This window comes from Streptomyces sp. SAS_270, from assembly GCF_052543295.1.
The window spans coordinates 155826-178001 of sequence record NZ_JBMNDS010000009.1; the positions used below are offsets into that span (position 1 = coordinate 155826).

The 22176-nt window shown below is 67.6% G+C and carries 22 protein-coding genes; 11 read left to right on the forward strand and 11 right to left on the reverse strand.

All coding sequences use genetic code 11. From position 1 onward, the window contains the following. Positions 1-570 precede the first annotated feature (570 nt). Positions 571-1047, forward strand: a complete 477-nt coding sequence (locus ACN6LB_RS09230) for a hypothetical protein (RefSeq protein ID WP_445025359.1) — start codon at positions 571-573, stop codon at positions 1045-1047. Between the two features lie 977 nt (positions 1048-2024). On the opposite strand, the gene ACN6LB_RS09235 is transcribed toward ACN6LB_RS09230, so the two are convergent. Further along, positions 2025-4121 (reverse strand): hypothetical protein, encoded by a 2097-nt coding sequence (locus ACN6LB_RS09235; protein ID WP_445025360.1) that lies wholly within the window; start codon positions 4119-4121, stop codon positions 2025-2027. A gap of 163 nt (positions 4122-4284) precedes the next feature. On the opposite strand from ACN6LB_RS09235, the gene ACN6LB_RS09240 reads away from it, so the two are divergent. The 3 genes from ACN6LB_RS09240 to ACN6LB_RS09250 all read left to right on the forward strand — a co-directional run bounded on the left by ACN6LB_RS09240 (position 4285) and on the right by ACN6LB_RS09250 (position 5740). Beyond that, complete coding sequence (locus tag ACN6LB_RS09240) at positions 4285-4407, forward strand: hypothetical protein (RefSeq protein ID WP_445025361.1); 123 nt, start codon at positions 4285-4287, stop codon at positions 4405-4407. Positions 4408-4485: 78 nt separating this feature from the next. Then, entirely contained in the window at positions 4486-4650 is a 165-nt protein-coding gene (locus ACN6LB_RS09245; RefSeq protein ID WP_445025362.1) for a hypothetical protein, read from the forward strand. 109 nt (positions 4651-4759) lie between these two features. Beyond that, positions 4760-5740, forward strand: a complete 981-nt coding sequence (locus tag ACN6LB_RS09250; protein WP_445025363.1) for an ATP-dependent DNA ligase — start codon at positions 4760-4762, stop codon at positions 5738-5740. 171 nt (positions 5741-5911) lie between these two features. On the opposite strand, the gene ACN6LB_RS09255 is transcribed toward ACN6LB_RS09250, so the two are convergent. Then, positions 5912-7225 (reverse strand): hypothetical protein, encoded by a 1314-nt coding sequence (locus tag ACN6LB_RS09255; protein ID WP_445025364.1) that lies wholly within the window; start codon positions 7223-7225, stop codon positions 5912-5914. A 316-nt stretch (positions 7226-7541) separates the two neighbouring features. On the opposite strand from ACN6LB_RS09255, the gene ACN6LB_RS09260 reads away from it, so the two are divergent. The 4 genes from ACN6LB_RS09260 to ACN6LB_RS09275 all read left to right on the forward strand — a co-directional run bounded on the left by ACN6LB_RS09260 (position 7542) and on the right by ACN6LB_RS09275 (position 10320). Continuing rightward, positions 7542-7913, forward strand: coding sequence for a DUF317 domain-containing protein (locus ACN6LB_RS09260; RefSeq protein ID WP_445025365.1), 372 nt, complete (start codon positions 7542-7544; stop codon positions 7911-7913). A 108-nt stretch (positions 7914-8021) separates the two neighbouring features. Then, positions 8022-8303, forward strand: coding sequence for a hypothetical protein (locus ACN6LB_RS09265; RefSeq protein ID WP_445025397.1), 282 nt, complete (start codon positions 8022-8024; stop codon positions 8301-8303). A 78-nt stretch (positions 8304-8381) separates the two neighbouring features. Beyond that, positions 8382-9068 carry a DUF317 domain-containing protein gene (locus tag ACN6LB_RS09270; protein WP_445025366.1) on the forward strand — a complete coding sequence of 229 codons (687 nt, stop codon included), beginning with the start codon at positions 8382-8384 and terminating at the stop codon, positions 9066-9068. 178 nt (positions 9069-9246) lie between these two features. Then, the gene (locus ACN6LB_RS09275; RefSeq protein WP_445025367.1) at positions 9247-10320 is read left to right on the forward strand and encodes a hypothetical protein; all 1074 of its coding nucleotides are present in this window, start codon (positions 9247-9249) and stop codon (positions 10318-10320) included. A gap of 78 nt (positions 10321-10398) precedes the next feature. Here the strand turns inward: ACN6LB_RS09275 and ACN6LB_RS09280 are convergent, their stop codons facing one another. Continuing rightward, positions 10399-10722: a hypothetical protein gene (locus ACN6LB_RS09280; RefSeq protein WP_445025368.1), complete on the reverse strand. Its 324-nt coding sequence runs from the start codon at positions 10720-10722 to the stop codon at positions 10399-10401. 249 nt (positions 10723-10971) lie between these two features. On the opposite strand from ACN6LB_RS09280, the gene ACN6LB_RS09285 reads away from it, so the two are divergent. Genes ACN6LB_RS09285 through ACN6LB_RS09295 form a run of 3 tightly spaced genes read left to right on the forward strand, consistent with a single transcriptional unit; the run spans position 10972 to position 13879 of the window. Next, positions 10972-12093 carry a tyrosine-type recombinase/integrase gene (locus tag ACN6LB_RS09285; RefSeq protein ID WP_445025369.1) on the forward strand — a complete coding sequence of 374 codons (1122 nt, stop codon included), beginning with the start codon at positions 10972-10974 and terminating at the stop codon, positions 12091-12093. Next, positions 12093-12419, forward strand: a complete 327-nt coding sequence (locus ACN6LB_RS09290) for a helix-turn-helix domain-containing protein (RefSeq protein ID WP_445025370.1) — start codon at positions 12093-12095, stop codon at positions 12417-12419. The genes ACN6LB_RS09285 and ACN6LB_RS09290 overlap by 1 nt, the downstream gene beginning before the upstream one ends. Continuing rightward, positions 12416-13879, forward strand: coding sequence for a hypothetical protein (locus tag ACN6LB_RS09295; protein ID WP_445025371.1), 1464 nt, complete (start codon positions 12416-12418; stop codon positions 13877-13879). Before ACN6LB_RS09290 ends, ACN6LB_RS09295 begins: the two co-directional genes overlap by 4 nt. A 52-nt stretch (positions 13880-13931) precedes the next feature. Here the strand turns inward: ACN6LB_RS09295 and ACN6LB_RS09300 are convergent, their stop codons facing one another. The 8 genes from ACN6LB_RS09300 to ACN6LB_RS09335 all read right to left on the reverse strand — a co-directional run bounded on the left by ACN6LB_RS09300 (position 13932) and on the right by ACN6LB_RS09335 (position 22048). Beyond that, positions 13932-15476 carry a pentapeptide repeat-containing protein gene (locus tag ACN6LB_RS09300; RefSeq protein ID WP_445025372.1) on the reverse strand — a complete coding sequence of 515 codons (1545 nt, stop codon included), beginning with the start codon at positions 15474-15476 and terminating at the stop codon, positions 13932-13934. A 237-nt stretch (positions 15477-15713) separates the two neighbouring features. After that, complete coding sequence (locus tag ACN6LB_RS09305) at positions 15714-16223, reverse strand: hypothetical protein (RefSeq protein ID WP_445025373.1); 510 nt, start codon at positions 16221-16223, stop codon at positions 15714-15716. 99 nt (positions 16224-16322) lie between these two features. After that, entirely contained in the window at positions 16323-16763 is a 441-nt protein-coding gene (locus tag ACN6LB_RS09310; protein ID WP_445025374.1) for a hypothetical protein, read from the reverse strand. Between the two features lie 82 nt (positions 16764-16845). Then, complete coding sequence (locus tag ACN6LB_RS09315) at positions 16846-18561, reverse strand: relaxase/mobilization nuclease domain-containing protein (RefSeq protein WP_445025375.1); 1716 nt, start codon at positions 18559-18561, stop codon at positions 16846-16848. Continuing rightward, positions 18558-18845 carry a mobilization protein gene (locus ACN6LB_RS09320; RefSeq protein WP_445025376.1) on the reverse strand — a complete coding sequence of 96 codons (288 nt, stop codon included), beginning with the start codon at positions 18843-18845 and terminating at the stop codon, positions 18558-18560. The genes ACN6LB_RS09315 and ACN6LB_RS09320 overlap by 4 nt, the downstream gene beginning before the upstream one ends. Positions 18846-19503: 658 nt before the next feature. Continuing rightward, entirely contained in the window at positions 19504-19695 is a 192-nt protein-coding gene (locus ACN6LB_RS09325) for a hypothetical protein (RefSeq protein WP_445025377.1), read from the reverse strand. Then, positions 19692-21425, reverse strand: coding sequence for a hypothetical protein (locus ACN6LB_RS09330; protein WP_445025378.1), 1734 nt, complete (start codon positions 21423-21425; stop codon positions 19692-19694). Before ACN6LB_RS09330 ends, ACN6LB_RS09325 begins: the two co-directional genes overlap by 4 nt. After that, positions 21422-22048 carry a WhiB family transcriptional regulator gene (locus tag ACN6LB_RS09335; protein ID WP_445025379.1) on the reverse strand — a complete coding sequence of 209 codons (627 nt, stop codon included), beginning with the start codon at positions 22046-22048 and terminating at the stop codon, positions 21422-21424. Before ACN6LB_RS09335 ends, ACN6LB_RS09330 begins: the two co-directional genes overlap by 4 nt. Positions 22049-22176 lie beyond the last annotated feature (128 nt).

The following is a 22176-nucleotide window of genomic DNA, read 5'->3' on the forward strand; positions in this document are numbered from 1 at the left end:
CACATATTCGCCGCTGCGTCGGGAGGGCCCCGCGGGACCGGCGGCCTGTCTGCCCAAGAGCGGTCCGACATATCCAACGGAATCTGGATGTGCGCAACGTGCGGGCGTCTGATTGACGTGAACGCAGGAAACCGCTATTCAGCGTCACTGCTCCGAAGCTGGAAGGACCTTCACGAGCACCGGACCCGCCTGGAGCAGGCTGGACAAACTCAGCCGTTTGGCTGGGTCCAGTCCCTTGAGGTCGTCAGTCACTACATCCTGCTGCCAGGAGTAATTCAACTCTCAAAGCTGAATCTTCTGTTCGGGATGAATGATTCGGGTAAGACGCGCCTTCTTCATCTGCTGAGATCACTCACTTCGCCACACCTGCTGATGGGTAGCCCGTATCCAGCGGACCTTTCGTGCTCCATCACCTGGTTCGATCCAGCACTCCGGAAGGCGCAGGTGGAGGTCCAGGGCGAAAGGCTTCACTACCACGTCGACGGAAGGAGAGCCCCCCTGCCTCCTCGCCCGTACAGGGTCCTCACATTTGGCCAGGACATCTATCGCCGGGACTCATTTCGTTCGGGGGTGACTACCGTGTCTGGGATAGCTGAATTTCTTGATGTTGATCCCTGGGCGGCGCGAACAGTGATCGACAGTATGCCCGCATTGCTTCCGGATGTCATATCCGATGTTGCTGTGGACGGTGACCTTGTATGGATTAATTGTCGACGAGGTTCGTGGGGAGGGCAGGGCGACGAAGACCGGTGGGCATGCTGGTTCTACGCGCTCGCAGTATTTGCGGAATTGCAGGCGAGGATGGAGCCGACAATTCTCGTGCTGGACGAACCGTTCCTATATATGCATCGCGGTCCGCAGCAGAAAATTATGGAGTTGTTCGAGTCGGCAACCTGGACCTTCCAGGTCATCCTGGCGGAGCACAGTCGTGTCGCCTACGAGCGGCGGCTTCATGGCTGGAGCGCGACGGTGCTCGTTCAGGCACCGGGGCTCAGGTCTCGAATCTCGCAGGATGACGCAGACCTGGAACGCCTCGGAGGCAACTAGACGGTCACTGTCTACGACGGTTTGATCGCGCGTGTCCTGTGACGTCGTAGGTTCGGCGTTTGACACTGAAGGTTGTGGTGGTCGGTGAGCCAAGCCGTCACCGGCCACTGAACAATCGAGAGAAACAGTCCCGACCCCGCTCGGCACCCGGCAGAATGATCGTCGTGGAAGCAGAGACCTTGGCTGGGCTATTCGGCCTCGGGGGCGCCCTGGTTGGTGCGGCGGTTTCCACGGGGGCCGTGATCTGGCAGCAGCGCAAGACGGCCGAGGAGGGAGAACGGACCCACCTGCTCAGCCTGTCCGAGGCGGCGGCCATTGGAGTCATCCAGATCACGTACAGGTTGGAGGACCATTTCGCCGACGGCGTGCCCAACAGAGAAACCGCGGAGGGCAATCAGTGGCGCGGCGATCTGAAGGCGATTCTCCGAGACCTTGAGAATGAGTCACTGAGGTTCCCGGATCTCAAGACCCGGCGGGCTCGTGCAGTGGAGCCACGCGGAGGTCCTTCGGGACCCGGAAGGCGTATCCGAGGAGGTGGACTGGCCGACCGCCCGATACCGGGACATCTGCACTCACCTCCGGGCGGTCATGGGAACGGTGATCCGTAGGGAACCCTTCCCGGATGAGATGTGGACCCAATTCCCTGGCGCCTGGCCCCCGTCATGACGACCCTGTCCGGGCTTCAGTAAAACTCCGCCAAGTCCGTCGGCTGCTGTCCCCACGCGTCGCCAATGATGCCCGGCGAGGTCATGGCGCGGCGTCGGCTGACGCTCCTGTGGAAGGTGCGGCACCGCAAGGCCAAGCTTAGGAAGCAGCTCCGCGGCTGGAGCCGAAGGTAGCTGCGACTCCTTACGCTCCCGCCCTGGTTTTCCGTAGGAGCCGGACTCATCCCAGCGATCACACACGGTCACCAGCAGGCCCGGCTCCGCCGAGAACTGGCGACAGTTGAATACGCGAGCCCACCAGTAGAGCCCCCCTCATCCACCTGGCAGCGGAACCTCCCACCGCTCCGCAACCCATCCCTTCGGCTCCCAGCCGTACCGCCTCAGTCTTCTCCCCTCTTCCACCCGTCCGGCCGCGTGCAGCAGATCGGCCGCCAGCGTCATGGCGCCGGTGTTGCCGGCTTCAGCGTGGACCCGCAGCCGCTCCAAGGCTTCGGCTACCCGTGCGGGCTTCTGCAACAGCCAGGCATAGTTGTCCCTCAACATCAGGGGGGCCCACTCCGTGGTGACCCTCGCGCCGTCGACGACCTTGCGTTGCACCCAGGCATCCGCGGCCTCGATTTGTTCCATCTTCTCCAGCAGGGTGTCCATCCCCAAGGGTGCGGAATTACTTGCCTCGGAAGCAAGCTGGTGGCACGTGAAGGCTTCGTCCGTCATGCCGTGCCTCGTCAGCAGCAAGACCGCCCATCCCAGGGCGAGAAGGTCACCGGACTCGGCGCCGCGCTGGTACCAGGCGATCGCCTCCTCCAACCGGTCAGCCACCCGCAGGAGCTCCGCCGCCGGTCTCAGCGCACGGGTGTCGCCGGCCTCGGCGGCGCCCCGGTAGAGGCGCATGGCGATGCGGAGAAGACCACGGGCGTGGGCCGCGCCGGCGAGTGATGCGCGGGCTGCGGGAGTGCCGTGATCAATCAGAGCGTCCCACGTGTGAGCCGGAACGGGGACAACGGCAGCATCGCGGGCGTCGGGAGCCGGAGGAACGGTGCCGATGGAACGTCGGCCATATTGTTCGAGGTAGTCGGCGAGGCGGTAGTGGGGCTGGGCAGGGGCGGCTTGCCCGCGTCGGGGGCGGATGCGGGTCAGCGGGCCGCGGGTGCCGCGCACCGGGCGGGCGATATGAGCGAGGGCTTGTTCGAGCCAGTCATCGTTCAGCAGGTCCCACTGGGTATCGGTGAGGTAGCCCTCGGCGGCGGCTTCCAGCAGAGCCAGGGGCAGAGCGGTGCCGTGACCGAGGCGGCGGACGTCCATGGCGGCCTCGATCAGCGCTTTCGCCGCCGGGCGCGCGGTGCGGTACCGCTCGATCAGGGCGGGGACGCCAGCCAGATACTGGGTGACCTGCCCCTGCTCCGAGTGCCGAAGGGCTTCGGCCAGGCGGGGGTCGTTGGTGGCGGTGGCCTCTGCGGTCTTCAGTTCGTCGGCGGTGAAGACCTCGGGGACTGTGATGCTCTTGTTCGTGACTAGTTGGCGGGCATGCGAGTACGGGTCTGGCCCTGTCGCGGGAGCAGGGAGATAGGTGAGTGCGTCCCACTGCTCGGGCCAGATGGTGCCCAGGACCAGCACCGGGCCGCGCTCGGTGTCGTTCAGCAGCTCACGGAGGCTGGAGGCGACCTGCGCGTTGTGCTCCTGGTCGAGGAGGTAGTGCTGGGCTTCGTTGAGCCACACCACGGTCTGCGGCGCCACAAGGTCCAATTGCCCGATCATCGCTGAGGGGCGGTCCGGCTCGATCGGGTGCCACAGCCGCCATCCGTCCGGCAGTTGCTTCACCGCTTCCCAGCAGGCCCGGGTCTTGCCCGTGGAGGACCCGCCGACCAGGACCGCGATGCCGCTCTGCCCGCCCGCGGCGGCGGACACCACCGAACCCAGCCGCGCGTCGAACTCCCGCGTGACGTAGGCCGGCAGCGCGCCCAGCCTGTCGATAGCAGTGCCGACGTCAAGGGCCGGGTGCACCTCCAGATGGTCCAGGACTAGCAGGTCGTCGAACTCACTGATCGGCCGACCCGCAGGGGTGCACATCCCGGCCTCGGTCCACAGCTTGCGTACCCGCGCGGCCAGATCGCCCTCGTTCCAGGCGGCGCGGCGGGCGAGCACCATGGCGACGGAGATGGCGTCGGCCTGGCTGGGTGGCGGGTTCGGGGAGCTGATGATGCGGCTGATGGTGTCCCGGCTCGGCGCCCCTGACAGGTTGTCGTCGGCCTCGATGTCCGCAGTCATGTCGTCCAGGCTCGGGGCGTCCGCTGCCAGGTACGCCTCGTACAGCAGATCTTTCAACTCCCGCAACGGGCGGGGCCATTTCACCCGTGCCCGCTCCAGCCTCCGCGGCCGCCTGGTGGGCCCGCCCCCCTTGTCGCGACTCATCGCACCATTATCCCCCGCTCCGGTCCGGCTACGGCCTGAACAGCACCGATACCGCCGCAGGCGGGGCGCTCGTCGCAACTGGGAGTCGATCTTTGTGCGGGGCCAAGTGTGGAGAGCGAGCTGGCCAGCTGCCTACTCGCTGATCACGACCCATGGAGGTCCCATGTCCCGTAAGCGCCTGACGCGCCCAGAGCGCCTGGCCCTGGTCTGCGCCGTCCTGGGCGGAGTCGTCTCCGGTGCCGCCGGAACCTTCATCGCCTGGCTGCTGGGCCAGCTCTCCTTCTAGTCCCATCTGGGGGCCTCCTGCCCAGGCGTCCCCCAGGCTCGTCCGCTGGCTGTCGCATCGGCACCGGAGTGGGACCGCGTGAACGCCAAGATCACTCAGGGGTGGGAGCGCATCGGGTTCCGCCTGTACCGCGACAACGTCTATCTCCTGTCGTCGGCCTCGCAGGACCTGGAGGAGCAGCGCGGCGTACTTCGTGGGCAGCTCGCGGATCTCGGCGCGTCCTGGCGGACCATGATCTCCTGATGGACTCCTCCGACGTACACACCGCGCACCCGGACAAGGCTCTGCCACCAATCCGCTGACCGGGCGACACCGCCCCCCGCCGCCTGCTCACAGTGGAACACCTTCGACCATGTCCTCGAACTGGTCCCTGCCTGAGCCGATGCTCGCCACCCCCACATCCGACCCTGTGCTCCACCCGGAACACGCGGCCGAGCCGAAGTGGGACGGCTACCGGGCGTTGTTGGGACGGTGGCCCGGCGACCGGGTCCTGATCCGTTCCCGCCGAGGCGGGAACCTGACGCTGGCCTTTCCCGAGATCGTCGCCGCGGCTTCGCAGCTGCCCGACGACACGGCGCTCGACGGGGAACTGGTGGTGTGGGAGAGGGACCGGCTTTCCTTCGAGCGTCTCCAGCAGCGTGCACACCGCAGGGCAGCGACCGCTGTCCGTGCGGCCCAGCAGTGGCCAGCCCACTTTGTCGCCTTCGACCTGTTGCGGGCGGGCACTGACCTGACCGCCCAGCCCTACCGGGCTCGCCGTGCGGCACTGGAACAGCTCTTCGCCGACCACCGCCTACAGGCTCCCTGGACCCTGTGCCCCTCCACCACCGACCCGAAGCAGGCCACCGAGTGGCTGGAGTGGTCGGCGGTCGGCTTGGAGGGGGTCGTCTTCAAGCGCCTGGATCAGCGGTACCTGCCCGGGTTCAGGGCGTGGCGTAAATACCGGTCTCGGCACACGACCGAGGCCGTGATCGGCGCGGTCACCGGCGCCCCGACCGCACCCACCACGGCCCTGCTCGGCCGTTTCGACGCCGACGGTCGGCTCCAGTACGCCGGACGCACCACCGTCCTGAACCTGGCCGTCCGTCAAACACTGGCCGCCGAACTCCAACAGGGCGGACCCGCGCACCCTTGGATGGGGTGGACCTTCAGCGCGAGCTGGGGGTCGCAGGAGCAGCTCGCCGTACGGCTGGTCGAACCGGTCGTCGTCGCGGAGGTCGCGGTCGACGTGTCCCTGGACGCGGCCGGCCGCTGGCGCCACCCCGTGCGGCTGGAGCGTGTCAGGAACGATCTGACTCCCGGTGATGTGCCGCTGTTCGGGCAAGAACTCTGACCTCGGACAGCTCCCTGCCGGACCCGCTTCGTTGCCGGCCGCCCAATCCTTCCTGACGCCCGGCGGTGGGGCGCCGATCTGCTTGACTGCTGTCGGCATGGCGATTTCACGGCCATGCTGATGGCGACTGGCGTTGTTGGCCAGTCCATCCGTCTCCTCGCGTTGCACTGCTCACGGTCGGTCGGGCCAGAAGGTCGACAAGGGCATCCGGACGGAGGGCAGTTGTACTGCCTGGATTGGTCCGAGAGCGGCTGCAGCAGCGCGAAGGGCTTGGTCGTAGGAGCCGGAGCAAAGGACTTCAGCAGGGCAGGCGGGACAGTTACCAGGGCGGCGGGCATGACCGGCGCTGCGATCTCCGGAGCCTCGGACGTGCGCGAAGGCGTCGTCGGGAAAGTCGGCTCGCAAGGTATGCCAGACTCCGAGGCGCTCGTTGTCGGGTAGCCCGGCTGCTACCGCCGGGCGCATCGGCGGCAGCAGGCGTTCGTGGTCCTGGACGAGAAACACCCGGTCGGTGAAGTCGACGCTGTCCCCCTCGGGACGCTCCTGCTCCAGCCACGTCCGGGCCTCCTCGCGGGTGCCCGGCCCCCACAGATAATCCGTCGGGAACCGTGTGGTCTCGTAGCGAGTGTCGAACTCCGCCCAGTGAGGATCATCCCAACGACTGCCCGGTACGAAGGGGATGGCCCGCACCACGACGTGCTGGTACTCGTCGTCCTCCTGGTCTTCTACGGGGCCGGGGAGCGTGAGCGCGTGGGCGGGCTCCATCCGAGCCCGTCCGGAACCGTTCCAGCTCAGCACGGCGATCTCCCGGCGCAGAGGTGCCGGGTACAGGCGCCCACCGGGAGTGGCGTGGCCCCACATCTGGTTGATCAGTTCCGCCAGATCCCGGACGGTTCGGGCCGCCTCGACGGGGGTGTCGACGTGGTGGCCGGTGGGATGGGCAACGTAGTTACGCAGCTTGGCCAACGCCTCTTCGACCGCGCGGCTGCGCCGCCCGCGGAGCAGGCCCGCCGTACGCGCCCACAGGCGGAGCCCGTGCAGCATCCCGTTGAACTCGATGGCCTGGTTGGCGACGACCAGCTTCGCGCGTTGTCGCATCATTCTGTCTGCGCGCTTCTTGACGTCGTCGTACGACGTGACGGTGTAGGAGACGTCCGGGGCTTGCGGGATGCGGAAGGTGATGGTGCCGGCGCACCACTCCAAGAAGCGGTCTCGCAACGCCTGTTCGTAGATGAGGAGCGCCTGGTCGCCGACGATGGTGTACACGTCGTAGCACAGCACGCCGTAAGCGAAGACGGTGCGCAGCCGCTCGAAGGAGTCGCGTGTCCCAGCCGCGACACCCGCCGTCAGGTCGCAGTCGGCGATCTGATGCTGCTGGAACTCCGCGGCGTCCTCGGGTTTCATACGGCCGCCGAGCCCGTAGGGATTGAACGCCAGCGACAGATTATCCGCAGCGCGCAACTCCTCAAGCGACCGGACCTCCATGTACTTCTCCTCACGATGGGAAACGGGCCAGTATGCACCTACAGGCTCCCGGTCGGCCACCCCATTCCTGGGGTGGCTGCAACCGCTCCGCAGCCCCTGTCAGGAACCGCGGTTCAAAGATGCTGACGGTGGACCAACCGCCTGACCAACCAGTCTCAGATCCGTGGCCATGCCGCTCGCTTGGCCATCCACTGTGAGACTCGAACAAGTTCGCCGATGGCAGACAAGAAGGACCCCTAAGAGGACTGGTGGACGCTGCAACAGCATGTCAACCTGAACGACCTTCTGGAAAACGCCAGGTCAGAGAGGTGATGCTGTGGCATTGGATGAGGCGCAACCCGGATTCGCCACTACGGTCGCCGCCCTGCGGCTCCACTCCTGGAAGCTTGGTGCTGGCCAGCCGATGGACATCATCGGCCAGTTCTCGCAGGTGCATTTCACCCACATCGTCGACGACCGCGCCGACGTACACATCAGCTCGCGCGACGGCCGGTTCTACCTCGGCTACTTCCCGAGCGGCCGGCCAGGCGGCGCCGACGAGGACTGGGTGACCGGTGAGGGCTGGGTGATCGCGGTCACCGGCACCGCGAACGTTCCCGGCTACCGCATCGCCTTCTCTACGGACACGCCGGCGGAGATCGTTGCCGATGCCGTGGCCCGGATCCTGTCCACCTCCCGGCCCCTGTGACGGGCACGTCCGCCTTCCCCATATACGCGCCCCGCGTACCCTGCCCCTGCTCGCGCGGATTCGTCCGCTACCGCTAGGAGAAACGCCTTGGACCCGTACTCGCCCGAGATGACCGTCGGCGATATCGTCGACGCACTGTCCGCCTTCGACCGTGACGCGCCCGTGCGCCTCGCCATCAATCCGTTCTTCCCTATGGCCCACCGTCTGGGCGGCGTGGAGACGTCGGTGGACGAGCACGGCCGGCCGATGGTCTACATCGCCGAGTCGCCGGAGGCCGAGCAGTTCGGCCCGCTGCCGCCCGCCGTGGTCGTCGCGCTGACCTGGCAGGGCCCGGTCGAGGCACCCGCGCGCCGCCGGCGCGGCACAACCCGGCCGACCGACGGCCACTGACTGACCCCCGAACTGACGGAGGCGCCCCTGCACCCGCACCACCCCATCGATCCCACCCACCCCGCTTCGCCGGACCCGATGTACTGGGTTACCCCGCGCCACCTGGCCGGCGATGACGGCGTTCTCGCCGAACGGATCGGCGACACCCTGACCGACCTCGGCTGGCGCATGTGGCCGACCTCCTGCAACTCGCTGCTCTATGTGAGCCCCGACGGCCTGCGCGCCGCCGAGTGGATCCTCGCCGCCTACCCGTTCGAGCTGGGCGGCCTCTCGGTGGCCTGGCAGATGTCGGCCCGCCCGCACCCCGCCTCGGCCCTGACCGAGTGGAACGCCTACTTCACCGCCGGCGTACCGCACGAGGCGCTCACCGACTTCCTGCTCGCGCTCGACGCCAGCGAGACCCCTGATGCCGGGCTCGAGGACGCCGAGGCGGTGCTCACCGCCCTCAGCGCCCGCGGGTGGCTGCGTGACATGGACCGCCCGCGTACGACCGCCACCGATCCCGGCTTCTCCACGAACGTCTCGCTGGAGATGCTGCCGCCGCTCATCCACGACGCCGACCCCCGCGATGACCTGCTGGGGTGGCAGGCGTGGGCGGAGCCCGTACTCGGGGCGCCGTACCTGTGGTGTACGAGCTTCAGCGCAAGTGCCCCGCACGAGATGGTCGCGGCCTTTGCCTCCTCGCTCGCCGCACCCGGCCCGGTACCACGGCGCACGCTGCCCGTGGGCGCGGAGGACCGCCTCACGGTCGTCCGCCGCGGCTGACGGCTGCGCGTAGCCGCTGACCGAGGCGCGTGATCGACGGGGCGATGCCCCCTTATCCCTGGCCCGGTGGTTCCGCTCTCTTCACGAGCGGGGAACCACCGGGCCTTTGGCATACCGGCATCAGTGCTCCGAACAGCACCCTGGAAGCAAGATCAAGGCCGTACGTAGGATCGCCTGCGTGGCTGTCAAAGTGATCGGCAAAGGACCCTTGCGCGGCTACCTCCTGGAGGAGGTGCTGGCCTGGCTGTTGCGCTCCAGCGGCTTCGAGGTCCTCACGGCCGACGACGACCAGGACAAAGAGCCGTGGAAGGTCCTGAAGGAGGACAAGAACGGTCTGCTGGTCCGCGGACGCGGCGCCTGGCACCAGGTCGATGCGCTCGGCCAGTTCCGGTACGTGCCGCCGTTCTCCCTGCCAGTACGGCTGTTCGTCGAGGCGAAGTACCTGACCACAGCCCCCGTCGGTCTGCCCACCGTCCGCAACGGGCACGGCGTGATCCACGACGTAAACGAGGGCGAGACCACTACGCTCACCGCTGCGGGCACCGGACGGCCACGGACGCGATACCGCTACAGCTACGCGATCTTCTCCACGTCCGGCTTCAGCCCGGAGGCCCAGGACTACGCGCTGGCTCACCAGATAGCCCTGATCGACCTCTCCGCCCCGGACTTCGCCGTGCTGCGGAATCTCGTCAAGAACACCGCCGACCCGATTCACGCCGTCCTTGAAGCGACTCCGGCCGCCGAGCGGCCGAAGGTGCGCGAGATACGCACCTATTTTCGTGGCCCGCTGCTGGAAATGGACCCGGGCGACGTGGAACTGCCCGATGCCATTCGCGGCCCACTCGACGGCCTTGCTCAGGCCCTGTACAGCCGGTCACAGTTGGGCCTTGTTCTGGCCTTTCCGGCAGCGCCGTTCGTCCTGGGCCTGACCTCGGATGACCTGTACGCCTTCGTGGACTACGCGAGAGCGCACCCCACGCATGCGGTGCGCCTGCGCCATATCAATCAGGCAGCGTCCCATCCTGTTTGGGAGCTGCGCTCCGCGGAGCACCCCGATGCCTATGCGCTCCGGTTCGGTCTGCCGGAGCGGGTGGAAGCCTGGATTGTCGCGCAGGACGAAGGAATGCCGGCGCGAACCCGGTACGTCAAGCGCAGCATGCTGTCGACCATGACCCTGTACTGGATGGACGGGGAGCATGCCCAGACCTTCCAACTCCGGTACGAGCCAGGCGAACTCCGCCTCGACGGCTGAGTGCCCGATACGACGAACCCCGGTGTCCGGGCCTGTCGGGTGGCCCCCCCCCCCCCCCGGGGCGGGTGGAGGAGCGGATCAGCGGGCGGTGCGTGCCTTGGCGAGCGCATTGCCCAGGTGGGTGTCGACAAGGCCCGGTGAGCCGGAGACGATGATCAGGATGTTGCCGGTGCGGATCGCCGTCTGCTTGACGACGCTGCGCTGTCCGCCGGCGGAGAAGGTGAGTAGCTGGCTCCACTGCTCGTCCCCGAGGTTGGGCGCGGCCGACTTCTCGGTACTCATGTCGACGACCGTGCTCCCCGAGGCCACTTGGTACGAGGGGCAGGAGAGCATCGCGTCGAAGACCTTCGACATGCCTTTGGACGGCTTTGCGGCGCTGTCGCTGTACAGCTCCTCGCTCACCTCGGAACCGACGCGTATCGCATCTGATGCGAACTGGACGCGTTTTGCGGCCTGTTGGCCCTGGAGGGTGTGGCCAGGTCGCTGATCAGCGGATAAGGGCCCGGGTGCTCGTCCGCGGAGACGGTATCCGAAGGGCGGGGCGGTGTCGTTCTGCTTCACTCGATCGGATGGCTGGCCTGCCGTTCCTCTCCACCCCTCGCATCTGATGCGAGATTCTCGCGCTCGATGCGACCTACGGAACGTGACGAATTGACGGGTAAAGACAGGCTGGCGCCAGGGGCTGTTCGGCTGCATCTGGCCGACGGGTTACCGCTGTTGCGGCCGGAGGAGCAGGTCTTCGAGGCAATGCTCGATGGCTGGCGGAACCAGCAGTTGGCACGGAATCTCGCGTTATCGACCATCAACGGCCGGGAGTGGAAGGTACGGGCGTTCGCCGCGCACGCGGATGCCTTTCCGTGGAGTTGGTCCGCGGCGCTGGCGGACGACTGGTTCGGTGATCTTCGGGCGGTCAGCGGCTGTGTCCGCTCAACCCTGCGTGGCTACCAGGTGGCAGTGCGGCTGTTCTGCGATTACGCCACCGATCCCGCCTACGGGTGGGCGGCCGAGTGCGAGCGCCGCTTCGGGACCCATCCGATCCAGGTGTGTCACGAGTGGAACACCGCCGTGCACATGCAGGAGTGTGAGGCCGAGGCCCCGAAACGTGCTTTCACCCGGGACGAGTTGCAGGCGTTCTTCGACCACTCCGACGATGAGGTGAGCCGGGTCCGCGGACGTGGACGCAAGGGCTGGCTTCCTGCTTTCCGCGACGCGATGCTGTTCAAGACTGCGTACGCATACGGGCTGCGACGCAACGAGACCCGGATGTTGGACACAGCCGACTTCGGACGCAACCCCGAAGGGGCGGAGTTCGGCGAGTATGGCGTCTGCTACGTCCGGCACGGCAAGGCGAAGAAGGGCTCGCCCCCGAAGCGCCGCAGCGTGCTGTCCGTGTGGAAGTGGTCGGCCGAGATCCTCGAGCAGTGGGTCAGCGAGGTGAGGCCCGCGATGCGGCACGCTGACGGGCCCGCTCTGTGGCCGTCCGAACGCGGCCGACGGGTTGGACTGCAACGGCTGGACTCCCGCTTCGCCACCTACCGCGACGACCTCGGCCTGGATCCGGTCCTGGATTTCCACTCGCTGCGAAGGTCCTATGTCACCCACTTGATCGAGGACGGCTGGGATGCACTGTTCGTGCAGCAGCAGGCCGGCCACGATCACGCGTCCACCACGGCCATCTATACGTGCGTGTCCTCCGACTTCCGTACTCGCACGCTGCGTCGTGCCCTGGACGCCACGGTCGAAGCCGCGCTCAGGCCCGCGAGGAGAGCCTGATGAAACGCCAGGTCAGCTATCAGTGGCGGCTGCGCGAGCGGATGGCCGCCGCCGGGATGTTCACCACCAGCGAGCTTGCCCCGCCGCTCGCCGAGCGTGGCATCAAACTCTCCCTCTCGCAGGTCCACCGGCTGGTCACTGGCACTCCCGAGCGGCTGTCCCTGCCGGTGCTGGCCGCGCTCTGCGACATCTTCGACTGCACCCCGGCCGATCTGATCGCCACCAGGGCTGAGAACGCAGCCGTCCGCAGGGTCGCCACCGGCGACGCGGTCGTCGACCTGTCGGCCGTCCGGCCTAAGCGCGCTCGCATCAGGCCCGAAGGATGAGCCGCACCCGTGTCCGCGCCGAGGACCTGTTCTGCGCACGATGCCGACGAACGGTGCAGCTGAAGGCAAACCACTGGCCGGAGGGCTACCTCTGCGGACGCTGCTTCGGCCAGGCCCTGGAAACCTACGGAACCTGCGCTGGCTGCGGCATCGATCGGTTGACCCCGGGGATCGCTGCCGACGGCGGAAAGCTCTGCACCGACTGCGCCGGTGGCCTCGGTGACTTCACCTGCGAACGGTGCGGCCAGGAAGCGCGACGCTACCGCCGCGGAGTCTGCGGCCGATGCGTCCTGGCCGAACATCTCCGCGAACTACTCGACGATGGCTCCGGCAGCACCCGGCCTGAACTTCTTCCGCTGTTCGACACGCTCCGACAGATGGAACGCCCTTGGGGCGGGATCACCTGGGCCAAATTGCCTCATGTTCAGCGAAATCTGAAGGCTCTTGCCCGCCACCAAGTCCCGCTCACCCACGAGGGGCTGAGCCAGCTCACACCCTGGCGATCGGTCGCCTACCTGCGCGATCTCCTCGTGCAGTGCGGCGTCCTGCCGCAAGCCGATCGGCACTTTCTGCTGTTCCAGCGGTGGCTCTCCGAGAAGCTGTCAACAGTCAGTGATCCCGAGCACCGCAAGCTTCTGGAACTCTTCGCCGCCTGGCACATCGAACGCCGTCTGCGCACCCTGGCCGGCCGCAGCCCGCTCAACGGCAGCCAGACCAAGCAGGCACGCAACGAGATTCACCTCGCCATCACCTTCCTCAACTACCTTGCCCAGGGAGGGCGAGCCCTCGCCGACTGCACACAGACCGAGATCGATAGCTGGTACGCAGGCGGCTACACCGCCAGACGCCTCACCCACACCTTCATTCGCTGGGCCATGCGGTCCAACCACATGGCCGCCGTCACCCTCCCGCACCGCTCGACAGACAATCCCGCACCTATCACCCAGCAACAGCGACTCGCGCTGCTGCGACAGATCGTCAACCGCGACGACGTCCCGCTCCAGGACCGCGTGGCCGCCGTCCTTGTCCTCCTCTACGCGCAGCCCCTGACACGGATTTCCAGACTCAGCACCGACGACGTTCAGCACGAGGACAGCAATGTCTGTCTCCGGCTTGGCGATCCACCATCACCCGTTCCCGCGCCATTCGACAGAATGCTGCTCGACTACCTGGGAAAGCGGCCGAACACCAAGACCGCGACCAACCCCGAGGCCCAATGGCTCTTCCCAGGACGCCGGGCCGGACAACCCATGACCCCAGAAGCTCTCGCGCCTCGGCTCCGCCATCTCGGCTTCCCAACCCGGCCAAGCCGCACAGCCGCGATCCGCCAACTTGTCCTCCAGGCCCCCGCCCCGGTGATCGCCCGCATGCTCGGCTACAACGACGACCACACAACCCGGATCGCCGAAGCCGCCGGAGGGGCCTGGCGTCACTACGCCCCCGGCGACCACTCACAGTGACCACACCCCGCCACAGTCCGAGGAATACCGCCAGTGCTGTGAGTCATCTTTCTTAAGATCGCTTCACGCGTCCTCGAATCGCGAGCGCCGCGAGACCCAGTAAGAGCGGCTCAGTGAAGCGGGAAGCCATCTCGATCCACGTGCCTGCATCGGTGAGATTTTGACCGCTTGAACGGAAGACGACGGAGTTCAACACGAGCCGACTGGCCTGCTCCGCCCGCTCGGCTGTCCATCGGTCAGCGAGCGGCATAGCCAGGCGTGGCTCGGATACGTCGACCTCGGTGTCCACCTGAACAGGCACAGCCAGATACTGCGGTTGGTCATCAGGCAATCCCCATCCCATGATCAGCAGGACAGTCGCCGTCATAGCCACCATGAGCCAACTCAGGGCCCGAGATGCCCGGAGCCCGTAGCCGGACACCACCCAATAGCCGTGGAGCAGTCCGCGCTCACCGCGAGGGGTCTCTCGATCGCGGCGTCTCATCTCCATTTCTCCGTAGTAGAAATCCGCTGCACCAGGCTCATGTAGAGAATCTTCGAGTGCTTTGCGCAGTTTCCGGTAGGCAGTCGCAACGTCGGCCGGCGGTGCGACTCCTTCCCCTGAAGTGTGGAGAGGATGCTGTTTCCATCCTCTGCGATTGAGCTCGCCCTGCATGGGCGCAGCCCGCCAATAATGTTCCTCGGCGAGCACCCGACGCCGTGTCCAGCGGCGCACGGGGAACCATGCACGTCCCAGGGCGGTACCTGCCGGCGGTACATCAAACCGACACCGGCCGATCAAGGATATTTGATCCAGGCGATAGGCGCCGACCAGCGTGCACGAGCTCAGGTCGATGTCTCTCAGTACCAGAAGCGACGTGTCCACGCCGCTCAGATCGACGATCCTGACGAGGCCCTCCCCGTTCACCTGCTGACCGCCAGCTACCGAAGCAAGTTTCCCCGTGAAGGGCACGGGGTGGGTGGCGATCGTCACGGGCTGAGACAACCGGGCATCCGCGAAATCCACTGTGGCTTGGCGTAACCAGAAAACGGATGTCTCCCTGAGATGGATTCCGCGAGCGTCCATTCCCGGCGCTGCGATCTTAATTCGGATCGGACTGTGGAACGTTGCGCGCACCAGGTGAACCCGACTCGCACAAGCAAACGGCCCTGTCCACTTTCCGTAGAATGCGGCCCGGTCGAACCGCGCGTCTTGATGAAACCTCGCTCCACCGAATGCGGAGTTGCCCTCGAAATGCGCCCGGGAGAACAATGCCTCACCGTTGAACCGAGCCCCATCAAAGCGGGCTTCGCCGTCGAACCTTGCTTCACCGAAGCGGGCCACCCCGTCGAACGTGGCTGCCCGGAGCCACGCTCTGCCAGTGAACTGTGCACGCTCGAAACGCACATCGCCGCGGAAGTGCGTTCGACCGAAACCTGCATAGTCATCGAACCGTGCGTTAGTGAAGACGACGTCCTTGTCAAACCTACAGCCATGGAAGAATGCCGCGCCCTTGAAATGGACACCGTCGAACCCCGCTTCTTCCTCGAACGTCGCCCCATTGAACCGAGCGGTTCCGAAGACGCTCTGAGTTCCGTCGCGCAGGTCGCTTAGCAACTGCCGGGTGAACGAGACGCCTCGGACATCTATGTCCCCACCAGGTGATAGCGCCAACTGCCGTGCCTCTGGGGCGAGGTGAGCGAAGCAGCGGTCAGATGAGCCGAAAGGAGCTCCACCGCAGTTGCTTTCGGCAGCACACCTAGGCCATGAGGACGCAGTCATGCCCCTGTCCTACCACTGCCGACAAGCCTCGAACCGGGCACCGCCTACGCCAGGTGTCCTGGACCCATGCCCTCACCGTCGACTTTTCGAACGAACGAGTGACAAGAACGGAGCTCGTTTCGGTGGTATGTAGAGACGACACACCGCGAGCGATGACACACGGTGACCTGCACGCTGGACTCCTCGGAGAACTGGCGACAGTTGAATACGCGAGCTCACCAGTGAGCTGCTGCTGCCGCTGTAGGTGAAGGACGCCTTCGCCTTGCGGGCGAAGTCGAGACCGGAGCCGGAGGCTGTGTCGCCGCCGAGCTTCTCCAGCGCCGGGCAGCCGATCACGGTCACGTCGTCGTTGCGGCGAGGGGCCTCGGGCTTGCGGGTGTAGCCCTCGCCCAGGTCGCTCTCGTTGAGCAGCCGCTGGTTCAGCTGAGTCGACGACAGCGGCACGGATGCCGAGGGCGTGCTACCGCCCCGGTGCGCGGCGGCGGAGGAGTCGGCGGACTCGGCATGGCCGGCGCAGCCGGTCAGGACGAGGACGGTGCAGACGGCACTGAGACCGAGGAGGGTCGTGGTGGAGCGGCGCATACGAAAAACCCCTTCGGCGATGCGAGACGGATGGTCTGACTGGGTCGGCCCTCCGGGTGCCGACGAACGCAGGGGTGAAGGGAAGGGGTTTCGCGTATCTCAGTGGCCGAGGTGGCGCAGGCCGTCTTTGAGGGTGGGGTGGAAGTGGTCGACCGGACCGGAGTTGCGGTTGTACCAGGCGCTGTCCAGCCGGGTCTCGTGTGCCTCGTGGCCGGCCTCGCAGCGCAGCCACACCGAGTCGTCGCGCATGTTGAAGACGATCCAGTTCCGGTACGCACCGCAGTGGCAGGCGTGGACTTCGCCGTCGATGACGAGCGGCAGGTCCCAGCGCATCATGAAGCCCGACACGTCCTGGCGGCACGGCGCCCGGAACTCCGGCGGTAGGAAGTCGGGCACCACCGTGGCGTCGGTCGGCGTGGCCGGGGCCGGCGCCGAGACCGGGGCGGGAGCCTCGGGCCACTCGGTGTGCATGGCCAGCAGCGCCTGGCCGGCACGCTGGGCTTCACGGAACTCTCGGTCCGCACGGTTACCTCGGAACATGCCGTCTCCATCTCTGTCGTCTCGCCTGCACGAGGAGAGTGCCGTAAGTACCTGACCTGCTGCAACTCTAAGATTGTTGAATTCAGCGGGACTTGGCGGAGCGCTCCTTTCGGTTCGCCGGCCGCTTCGCGGGAGGGCGGGTGGCGGTGGGCGCAGTGGTGGTGTGCTCGGGCGCGCCGGACGGGTCTGCGGGCAGGTCGGCCATGCGCCGCAGCCGCCACACGAGGACGTCGCTGATCGACTCCGCGGTGTCCAGCTCCCGTCGCTCGGCGGCCTTGGCCAGGAGCGCGGCCGGGTCGTGCCCGGCGCGCTCGACGTCGGCGAGGGTGGCGGCCAGGGCGTACCAGCCCGGCTCGGCGAGGACCTGCTCGGCCAGCTCCGGAACCGCCCGGCGAAGGTAGGCGGTCTGCTTGCGCTGAAGGGGCTGGGACAGGTTCCGGCCACGCTGGTGCATGGGCCCCAGGTACATCGGTGCGGCGGCCTGGTAGGCGGCGCGCAGATGCTCGGCAGCCTGGCGGGCAGCAGCGGCCTGCTGGGCATGCTCCTTCTTCCCGTGCCAGTGGGCGGCGGCGAGGACGAAGAAGATGGCCATGTCGATCAACATGGCGGTGGTGGCGCCGTCCCGCCCGCGGCCGAGTGCGGGCCCGGCGTGGACGAGGTCTCGGGCAGCCTGCCGCAGGGCCCGGTCGTGGCCGCGCTCGGCCCGGATGTGGGAGCGGGAGGCCCGCTCGAACGCCCAGGCCGCTTCTCGAAGTTCACGACGGGTGTGTGCGGCCGAGGTCTTGGCGAGCGCGTCGAGCACCTCACCGTACGCAGCGATCACCGCGGAAATCTGTCCGTCGTCGCCCTGGTCGATGATGAGTACGGCCTGCCAGGACGCCGACGTCGCCTGGCGGCGAGCGGTCGAGGGAGTGACGCGCGGCGAGTCAGCCGAACGATCCGGGTCGGGATCGCGGCCGGCGGCATCGCCGGACCACCGCTCACGGATACGGGGCAAGGAGAGGTCAGGAGCGAGTTTCGAGCCGGGATAGAACACCGGCTCGCCGTCTTTGTTGAGGTCGTCGGTGAGCGCCACCTTGTAGCCGAGGAGGTCACCGGAGGGCGCGACGCGCGTCTCGACCAGGACGCCGGCAGCGGTCAGGCGGTCGAAGAACTCCCCTTCGCTCCGCACGCCGGCGACGGCGCGGCGCACCGTCTCGCGCAGCTCCTCACGAGCAGTCCGCTCCCGGCCCTGGCGTTCGGCCTTGTGGCGCTCGGCACTGGTGGGCCTCTTCGCCGCAGTGCCGTCCCCAGGATTGACTCGCTGCAGGCCGTATTCGACCTCAAGCAGACGAGCCTCGGCCTGGGCGCGTTTACCCGAGCGGTGATGGTCGGGACGGCGGCCGTCCTCGCGTACGAGCGTGGCGATGATGTGGATGTGGTCATCGGCATGGCGAACGGCCGCCCAGCGGCAGCCCGCACCGTCGCCCGGATCGATACCGGTTGCGGCCACCATGCGGCGTGCGATCTGCCCCCACTCCTCATCGGACAGGATGCGGTCCTCGGCGGCATTTCGTACGGACAGATGCCACACGTGCTTCTCGGGGCGCTGGTCGGGGTCGAGGAGCTGCAAGGGCTGGTCGAGGAGCTTCTGCAGATCCCTTCTCGTCACGCCCGGGTCACGGCCAGGGTCGGGGGCCATGCCGTCGAACGAGGCGACCAGGTGAGGGTCGATGTGCTCCTCGCGCTTGCCCTTGCCGTAGAGGTAGTTGAGCAGGAAGAGGGTCCCGCTGCCCTGCTTGTGGACCTGGGGGATCAAGGGGCCTCGCCTGCTTGGCGGTTGGAGACCCTGTCTGCGGCAGCCTGGACCGACTTGGCCGCGCGCTGAATGTCGGCGATGACTGCCGCCAGGTGCGGAACCTCGCCACCGGTGTTGAGGGCCTTGGCGACCTGGTTGAGATTGCTGCCGGCCCAGCCGAGCTGCCGGCGTGCGGCGAACAGCTCAGTGAGCACATCGCGTTCGGTAGCGATGGCCACGGCGGTGCGCGACTGATCGCGGGACATGGCCAGGCCGGAGTATGCGAGGAAGCCCGCCGTGCTCATGCCGACGGTGTCTGCGCCCCCTTGGATGAGAGCGTGCTCGGTTTCGTTGAGGCGGACGCTGTGGGCGCGGCGCTGCTTCTTGTCGCGCGGGCGCGACCTCCCCCTCGACCGCCCCGTACGGGTGGGCGTTGGCTGCGATCCGCCCTCGGTCGCAGCCTTCCCGACCGGCGCCCCCTGGCGCTGGTCGGGCCCCGCCACCCCTGGGGCGGGGACTGGTTCGGACGCACCCCCGGCGGGGGAGTGTCCGAACCTCCATCTTGCTTGCGCTGAGGTCGAGTTGGCTTCCGGCTCATCGGGCGTGGGAGCCGGGTTTGTTGTCGGGTTCGTCACCGGGCGTGGTTCCTCGTGGTGCGGATGCGGTGCTGGATCTCGGCGGCCAGGTCGACCGTGGCGGTCGCGCCGGCAAGGACGCGGACGGGCGCATCGGGGTGGTGCTGGACGAGCCACTGGCCAGTGGGGGGCCAGTACGGCGGTGTGCAGCAGCTGGTGGCGCACGAGCACTTCCGCCCAGGCGCCGGCTTCGGCGTTGGACGGGATGTGTGTACGTGGATAGCGGGCAGGAATGGCGGTCCCTCCGTGACAGGAGCGGTGGCCCGACCGAGGCCGGGCCACCATGCGGAATACGGAGTCAGGCGCGTGACCTGCTGCTTTGCAGGTGTCAGCCGCACTCGCGACAGCGGTCGAGGTGTGTGTTGAGGGCCCGCGCCATGTTCCGCTTCACCGAGATGGCGTTCTTCGCGCTGGTCTTGGCGGGCGCGGATCCCTGGTGGCGCTCGGCGTGGCCGCGTAGGAAGCAGACGTCCCGTTCGAACTCGGCCTTGAGGGTGGCGAACCTGTGGCAGGTCTTCATCGGGTTGTGCTCCTTGCCTCGGCGCGCAGTCGCTCCAGGACGGGCGTCAGGCTCTCGTTCCGGCCGCCTGGAAGCCCCAGGTCGCGATAGATCTCGCGCAGTTGGGGACGGGTGATGGAGGCGTTCCCGTCCCGCTCCAGCTTTTCGGCGACGTGGGGACGGACGATCTTGACCCGCTCCTCGACGCTCAGCTGGTTCCGCCGAGGGCGCTTGGGCTTCCCGCCACCTGGCCGACTCCGCGGTGCCTTTGTCTTCCGGCGTCCGGGGACGGTGTGGGGACGGTCCCCTTCGGTCTCCGTCCCCGTTTCGGTGTCGGGGTGTTGGCGGTCCCCGTTGTCGTTGGGGACGGTGTGGGGACGGTCCCCTTCGGTCTCCGTCCCCGTTTCCGTGTCCGGGTGCTCCTGGCCCTCGTCGCCACGGGGGACGGCTGCCGGGGACGGTCCTGTACCGCCCTGAGCAGCACCTTCGTGGGCGTCTGCGGCAGTACCATCCACGTCGGCTTCAGTCTCTTCGGCCCTGGCGGGACCGTCGTCTCTGTCCCCGATCGTCGCCGCTGTGCCCTCGCTCAGCAGGCTCGAGCCAGGCTTCTGGACGCGGTCCCCGTTGTCGTTGGGGACGGTGTGGGGACGGTCCCCTTCGGTATCCGTCCCCGTTTCGGCGTCGGGGTGTACGCGGTGCCCGTTGCTGTCGGGGACGCGATGGGGACGGTCCCCCTCGCTCCCCGTCCCCGTCCCCGATTCCGTACGGTCCCGGTCCCTGCGGTTTTGGGGACCGTCGTTGGGGACCGTGCTCAGCTGCCGACCGACCTGCTTCTCGTCCGGTGGCAGGGCTACCGGGGAGGGGACGAGAGGGGACCGCTCCTCGTGTCCGGCGTCCTGGCTGCGCACGTCCTGCACCCAGGGCGACGGCAGGTCGACGGTGGCGAGTGCTGCCGCGTGTCGGCGGGCGGCCAGTTGCTCCAGGAGAGCCTGACGCTGCTGTGGATCGTTGCCGACCCCGGCTCGGGCGAGAGCTGACTGGAGCCGACGCGTGATCCTGGTGTCCTTCTCGCGATCGGCTGCCGACATCGCGGCGAGCTGGGAGGCAAGGGTCACTGCCCGCCGCGTCGCGCGGTCCTTGGTGATCTGCGCGGCATCGCGGTTGTGGGTGGCGATGCCCAGGCGTGAGAGGAGCCGCTCGCGTGCTTCGCGTCCGAGCGTGGCCAGGAGCCCCTGCGAGGTGGCGTCCGGTTTGTGCAGCCGCAGCTCGATGCCCATGGCCAGGTGCCAGAGCACGGCTGCCATGACGGGGCCTACGAAGGCTCGCACGGTGCCGCCCACCGTGCCGGACTCGGCGTACGCCGGGATGACCTGCACCCCGGTGATCACCCAGACCAGGGCGCCGGGCAGGCCGGGCGCTCCCTGGGTCTTCAGGTTCTGCCGGGCCATCAGCGCGGTCGCGAACAGCGCCGCTTCGCCTGCGCTGAACATCATGGCCCGCTCGACGGTGCCGGCCATGTCGAGGTAGTCGGCGGCGAACCGCCAGCTGGTGTCGCCCGAGTAGACGGTGCAGTTGAGGGCGGCGAGGGCCGAGACCCAGACCGCGGGAGTACCGACGCGCTTGCCGTTTGCCCGGTTCCGGTTACGCCGGATCGACCAGCCGGCCAGCGCGAGGGCGAGCATCCCGACGGCCGCGACCAGGTAGACGGGCTCGATGCCGGAGGGCAGGGACAGGGCGATGGGGTAAGTCATGCTGCCTTTCGGAGGGCGGCGATCAGGGAGTCGGTCTGTACCTGGCGGGGCACCTGCACCGCCGGGGCGACGTCCTCGTCCTCGGCGGTCTCGTCGTCGATCGGCTCGGTCTCGTCGGCCTGGTCCCAGTAGCGGTCGCGGTCGGCGACGGCGTGGGCGGCGTTGCGCATCAGGTCGCGCGCCCAGCCGAGGTCGAGGCGCAGCTTGTGGGCGAGGCGCTCGGGGCTCCAGCCGCGCACGTAGGCGTGGCGGGTGACGGCCTCACGTTCGGTGTCGCTGAGGTGGACGTCGCGCCCCTCGAAGGCGGCCTTCACCCGGGAGTAGTCCAGGCGCTTGTTGACCTTGGCGTGCCAGGGGCGGCGCTCGTCCTCGGTGAGCCCGCCCCACATGCCGTGGCGGATCTCGTTGTCGAGGGCGTAGTCGAAGCACGCCTTCTTCACCGGGCACCGGCCGCAAATCGACTTGGCCTCGTCGATGGCGGCGCGGTCGCGGGCGGCGTGGAAGAACAGTTCGTCGATGTCTTTGGCCGGCATGTTGTGGCACAGGCCGCGGGCCTGCCAGCTGTGGTCGGCGATGCCCCGGAGAGCCGGGGTCGGGGTGTTGTTGGTGGTGATGAGGCGCAAGGCGGTCTCCGGAAGTCGCCTCCGTCGGCGAGGGGCGCTCGGCACCGGTGGTGGCTGGGGTGCGGCGGGGGCTCGACGAGGCGGGCTCGGGGTACGGCTGCGGGCCGTACGTAAGGCGGAACGTTTCT

Coding starts and splice junctions, on each gene's coding strand:
- ACN6LB_RS09240 (WP_445025361.1), top strand. CDS start 4,285: ATGTCCCGTAAGCGCCTGACGCGCCCAGAGCGCCTGGCCCTGGTCTGC.
- ACN6LB_RS09255 (WP_445025364.1), bottom strand. CDS start 7,225: ATGGAGGTCCGGTCGCTTGAGGAGTTGCGCGCTGCGGATAATCTGTCG.
- ACN6LB_RS09330 (WP_445025378.1), bottom strand. CDS start 21,425: ATGACTTACCCCATCGCCCTGTCCCTGCCCTCCGGCATCGAGCCCGTC.
- ACN6LB_RS09290 (WP_445025370.1), top strand. CDS start 12,093: ATGAAACGCCAGGTCAGCTATCAGTGGCGGCTGCGCGAGCGGATGGCC.
- ACN6LB_RS09235 (WP_445025360.1), bottom strand. CDS start 4,121: ATGAGTCGCGACAAGGGGGGCGGGCCCACCAGGCGGCCGCGGAGGCTG.
- ACN6LB_RS09295 (WP_445025371.1), top strand. CDS start 12,416: ATGAGCCGCACCCGTGTCCGCGCCGAGGACCTGTTCTGCGCACGATGC.
- ACN6LB_RS09320 (WP_445025376.1), bottom strand. CDS start 18,845: ATGAGCACGGCGGGCTTCCTCGCATACTCCGGCCTGGCCATGTCCCGC.
- ACN6LB_RS09270 (WP_445025366.1), top strand. CDS start 8,382: ATGTACTGGGTTACCCCGCGCCACCTGGCCGGCGATGACGGCGTTCTC.
- ACN6LB_RS09305 (WP_445025373.1), bottom strand. CDS start 16,223: ATGCGCCGCTCCACCACGACCCTCCTCGGTCTCAGTGCCGTCTGCACC.
- ACN6LB_RS09265 (WP_445025397.1), top strand. CDS start 8,022: ATGACCGTCGGCGATATCGTCGACGCACTGTCCGCCTTCGACCGTGAC.
- ACN6LB_RS09250 (WP_445025363.1), top strand. CDS start 4,760: ATGTCCTCGAACTGGTCCCTGCCTGAGCCGATGCTCGCCACCCCCACA.
- ACN6LB_RS09325 (WP_445025377.1), bottom strand. CDS start 19,695: ATGAAGACCTGCCACAGGTTCGCCACCCTCAAGGCCGAGTTCGAACGG.
- ACN6LB_RS09310 (WP_445025374.1), bottom strand. CDS start 16,763: ATGTTCCGAGGTAACCGTGCGGACCGAGAGTTCCGTGAAGCCCAGCGT.